Origin of the sequence: Paraburkholderia humisilvae (genome assembly GCF_902859855.1) — a bacterium.
Taxonomy (GTDB): Bacteria; Pseudomonadota; Gammaproteobacteria; order Burkholderiales; family Burkholderiaceae; genus Paraburkholderia; species Paraburkholderia humisilvae.
The window spans coordinates 1-4,735 of record NZ_CADIKH010000178.1; the positions used below are offsets into that span (position 1 = coordinate 1).

Annotated in this window: 3 protein-coding genes; all 3 read right to left on the reverse strand. The window is 58.4% G+C overall.

What is annotated here, in order from left to right:
• Nucleotides 1–264 precede the first annotated feature (264 nt).
• From HV796_RS40220 to HV796_RS40230, 3 genes are read right to left on the reverse strand one after another with little or no spacing between them, the layout of a single operon-like run.
• Entirely contained in the window at nt 265–765 is a 501-nt protein-coding gene (locus tag HV796_RS40220) for a hypothetical protein (RefSeq protein ID WP_175233282.1), read from the reverse strand.
• Nucleotides 758–3,082: a hypothetical protein gene (locus tag HV796_RS40225; RefSeq protein WP_175233283.1), complete on the reverse strand. Its 2,325-nt coding sequence runs from the start codon at nt 3,080–3,082 to the stop codon at nt 758–760. The genes HV796_RS40220 and HV796_RS40225 overlap by 8 nt, the downstream gene beginning before the upstream one ends.
• The gene (locus tag HV796_RS40230) at nt 3,079–4,626 is read right to left on the reverse strand and encodes a site-specific integrase (RefSeq protein ID WP_175233284.1); all 1,548 of its coding nucleotides are present in this window, start codon (nt 4,624–4,626) and stop codon (nt 3,079–3,081) included. Before HV796_RS40230 ends, HV796_RS40225 begins: the two co-directional genes overlap by 4 nt.
• Between the last annotated feature and the right edge of the window lie 109 nt (nt 4,627–4,735).

Here is a 4,735-nt window from a genome sequence, read left to right on the forward strand (position 1 = left end):
TGCCTCGTCCAACGGCTTCTTTGCCATGGCGCGTATCTCCATTCAATCCGTTAGAGATATAACGCGCCAGCATCGAATCGGTTGTCATGTTTTATGGGAAACTCAATAGATTGCCCACGGGGCGTGTTTCATCGTGCAGGGTCTGGAAGAAGGGGCAATAGGACACTTGATACTCCTTTCGGGAGAGAGGCGGTTTCCACCGCAGAACCGCAGCCATTTCGTGGCGGCGGGGATCATGCAAACATTGTCACGCCAACCAGACAGTCATCGACGCTTTGTTTCTCCCCGGCGCTTCGGACTCTCCGCCGGCATTGGAGATACTGTCGCTTCAGGTATCGCGCCAAGCTCCACAAGTTTGTCCCGTGCGTCGCGATACTGTTCATAGAACCTGGCCCACTTGCTGAAGCCGCCGAGTTCGCCGACGGCGCGCAACATTGCAAGGTGGGAAGCGGTCAGTAGTTGCACCGTGGCTTCGAGTTCTGCAATCCTGATGTCCTTGTCGGCGAGCGATGCCGCGGTGTCGGCGCCGGACCGCTTCGCGACACGGCCACGCCAGCGCCTGTACTCGGACTGCCGCTGCTGATATTCAGCGAGGAGCTTGCTTCGGGACTCGCTACGGGTGATCGACGACGCCGCGTTGATGGACGGGTGCAGCCGCGCGACAGCGCGAGCCGTGATGTCTTCATTCTCGGCCAGCAGCGTTTCGAGAATCTCGCGCATCTGGTTGTCGCCGCTGGACGGCGTGGTCTCGTTAGGTTCAGTCATCAAGTACTCCACGTTCCGGGGGCAGTGACAGGTCAACGCCGTCAGGGAAGGGGCGTTCACCCGCTGGTGTTGCAAGAAGCTTCTGTACGCCGGCCAGCCGCTTCTCTGCGTGATCAAGCTGGTTCTTCCAGCCGACGCTGGTCGATGGTCTGGCCTTGATCGACTCGAGGGCGAGCTTGAACTTGCCCTCAAGCCGGATCAGGTTCTGCCGGTTCTCCGGCAGATCGGTGGCCGACAGATGGCGGCAGTCCGCGAAGCACTCGAGATGTTTGGGGCAGGGATCGACCGTAAATGAATTCAGGCAATGCCCATACGGGGTGGCATGGAAACCGTCCGCTTCGGCACGAAGGTACTCGTACGCGGCAGTGTCGCCCTCTGTTGCCTGGATGCACCGGAATGCGTCCACGATCGGGCCCATTGGCCTTGCCGCGCTTGATGAGCCTGGCAACCGTGCTGGCTTTTCACCGAGCATGATCTCGATGTCCTGCGGGATTTCGATCTGGTCGAGGTCCTCAGCCAGGCTGCGATGGTCATACTCGTAGCTTTGTGCCACGCTGCGCCTGTTGAAACGCTTCGAGACGATCGTGTCAGCAACACCCAGCCGGAACAACTCAGTGTTCTGAAGGTGGCGCAACATATGCGATTCCATTCGCAGAGCACGGTCCTCGTCCGTCTGGCCGTATTTTTCGAACACTGTTACGCAGGTTCGATGCTCACCAAGTGCCAGACCTATCAGGTCGGGTCCCGGGCGCCGTACAGCCATATAGCGAGTGACATCGCAGAGCCCGTCGTTACGTTCCTCAGCAAGCGAGCGCTTGGGCAGAGTGAACAGGAGTTCCCATGGCTGAATCGCGCCAACGGCTAGCGGTAGGGGAGTCGTCTCCGATATTTTTGTAGGTGTTTCCTCGCGTATATGATCTTCCAGCTCGCCGACGTGTAGAAAGGTGTTATGCCAGCCCATGCGTTCCCGGACCCCGATGACCTTGCCGTCCGCACGACGGAAGCGTAGTGCGATCTGCCCGTCACGCATCTTGTCCAGCAAGCGTTTGCCGAATTGATATACCGCCATGTCGAGACTGATCGGTCCGTTCTGCCGGTGTTCCTCCTGGTAGCGGTGTAGTTCACGAAGCACCGCCGGATCGAAACCTTCACGATAGCGCTCAATGAACGGCTCGCGTTCAATATCCAGCCAGAACGGATTGCCCATCAGTCGCGTGTACAGTTCAGTGAAGGGCACCACATCATTGGCCCGATACCACGGCAGTAGCCGACCAGTCTCGCACTGCAGTTTTAAGGTCGCGCGTAGAGGTTCCGTCAACTGAGCCGCATGATCCAAGGTCTCAGTAAGCAACTCGCGGAACATGTCGGGTACGGGCTGCGTTTTTTCACGCAGAACAACGCTATCCGTCTCGTCTTCCTGCTGCTTTTCCGCGAAGTGGCGAACCATCAGTGATGTCGAGATGCCGCCGGCTTCGCCGGCGAGACGTCCCCTGGAGTCCAGATAGGTCCGCCCCCGCTTCCAGTCGACGGGAAGCAACGTAGCTTCGCCTGCCCGGAAGCCCGTAACGATCATTGTGCGTATGGCGGCGAACCGCAGATCATCGATGAAGGTGCGTGGCTTTTCTGTCATCACGATGCGGGTCAGCTCCCAGAACGCGCGTCGCTCCGGCAGCCGCTCAGCTCGCTTGCGCGCTTCCAGATCAGCCCGTAGCTCGTCCTGTGACCAGGTGTGCTTTGCCCTGATCGCACTTTTGCCCTTCATCCGCGGAACGGCAAGCGTCGAATACAGTTGTCCGGCGTCGCAGAGGTGCTGGGCATCAAGAATCACCTTGACGATTCCGACAACCAGATCGCCAAGTTTGCCGCTGGCCTGTATCGCTGTTCCAACGCGAATCGCGATACGGAGGTCATCAACGGTCAGTTGCCAGGGGGCCTTTTCCACGCATGTTGCAACTATCCGGAGCGGCCTCGCGATGTGTTGCATGACATGTCCCGCGGTGTTCCGCCTGAACAGCAACTGTTCGGCAACGGCTGCCTTGATCAGATCCTGCCAGGCCGGCAATAGCGGACGGCGAGGCAGTGGCGTCAGGCTCCGCTCAGCGCGCTCCGCATTGACAATGGCCAACGCCTTCACATCGGGCCCAAGGTCGCGCAGGTAATGGGTCGGAGGTGGAACGTCACTGGCAATGGCGGTCAGGTTCCAGCCAATACCATCCTGCGCGTAACCTGCGTCGTCAAGAGGCATGTTCCATGACAGGCCTTTCTCATGGGCCAACGTTTTACCCAGATCGATGAACGCGGAGTAGTGTGGATTCATCGAATCTCGCCTTCCAATTCCTCGATGACCGCCTGTATCTCAGCGATCGTGCGCTGCAATTGCAGATAGGCCGGCGACCGGGTGTCGCCGCGGGAACTCTGGTCGAAGAAGATCACCACTTCGCGCATCTCGGCTAGCACGCGCTCATGCATCGTCTTGTCGTGCAGGGGCATGAACTTCCTGCATCCGTAGCACGACGTGACCGGATTGTAGGGACAGGTGGGCTGGCCCGATTTGCAGCCCCCGATACCGGCAATCGGAATGCCGTGAGGTACACCGGCAATCTGCTGCTCACCTTTGAGTTGGGTGAGCTCTTCCGGGGAGATGAACCGGTCGTGCGCGATCTTTGCGACACGCCGGTATATGTCCGATGCGCCGAGAGCGCGGTTGACACGCTCTGCGTGGGTGGCCGATGTCTCGTAATACACGAGTCCTGTTTGTACGTTCGAATGCCCCATAAACTCGGCGAGTTCCTCGTGACTCGCGCCGGCGTCAACTAGTCTCTGGGCCGCCGTGTGGCGCAGGTCTGTCGCCGTACCGAAGTCTTCGGAGTCGATCAGTTTTCTGACGAGCGCGGCAATCCGCGCTCCAGCCTCATAGTTCGATTCGACAGCAAAGAAGCGCCCAGCGCCCGCGAGACCTTCAGCCTGTCGTTGGGCATTGAGCGCAACGAGGATTGGAGCCCATTCGCGCTTGACCCGACGCGTGAGTGGCTTTTTCTTCGCGTCGCTTTGCTGCTTTGCCATATGGAAGGTTAGGTGAACCGTTGGCGGCCCGTCTGGTGCATCCTGCCAGATGCGCACATTTCGCATGGTCAGCATTGCGATCTGGATTGGGCGCATCGCGAACTGATAGGCGCACAGCAACATTCCTGCGTCACAAACATCCTCGTGCAAAGGATCTGTTCCCGCCGATGACGTAAGAGCCGCCGTCATTTCGTCCAGATGTCGTACTATCGCTGCTTCTTCGTCTGCGCCCAGAAACACATCGCCAGACCGGACACCCGCGTAAGCATCGCGGGCAGGCAAGGGCAGAGCGGTGCGAATGTAAACGCTGTAGTCATTCGACCAGCCGAACAGCCGGTGTTCGCACAACAGGTGAAGAAGGCACTTTACACACAGATATGTGTGATCCGTCATGACCCGGGCACGCAAAGCTGTCCAGACTTGACCTATACCAATGGGGCCCGCACGCAAGATAGCCGACACGTCAGCCACAGCCAGATTGTGTGCGTACGAGACGTAAAGTGCAGCCGTTGCGATGCTAAGGTTCTGCCCAAGGATGAGGAGAAAGACGTGCTTGAAGACGAATGCGTAACGCTCGTCGAGTCGTGAGAAATCAACGTTGACGCGGTTACCGTTAATCGACAACTCGAACACTGATTGCTCAACCGGAGTCCGGATGGATCGCGGCTTGTCGTCAAAGTCGTCGTAGTAACGGATGACAGGTGGTAAAGCCGGCAATGCGGCACAGAGCAAGCCAATGACATCGGCCGCGGTTTCCCCGCTTGCAAACAGATCCCGTTGCGCAGGCGATTTACTCATCTATTGAGTTTCCCATAAAACATGACAACCGATTCGATGCTGGCGCGTTATATCTCTAACGGATTGAATGGAGATACGCGCCATGGCAAAGAAGCCGTTGGACGAGGCA

Excerpts from the sequence above, each read along its gene's own strand:
- HV796_RS40230 (WP_175233284.1), bottom strand. The coding sequence starts at position 4,626 with ATGAGTAAATCGCCTGCGCAACGGGATCTGTTTGCAAGCGGGGAAACC.
- HV796_RS40225 (WP_175233283.1), bottom strand. The coding sequence starts at position 3,082 with ATGAATCCACACTACTCCGCGTTCATCGATCTGGGTAAAACGTTGGCC.
- HV796_RS40220 (WP_175233282.1), bottom strand. The coding sequence starts at position 765 with ATGACTGAACCTAACGAGACCACGCCGTCCAGCGGCGACAACCAGATG.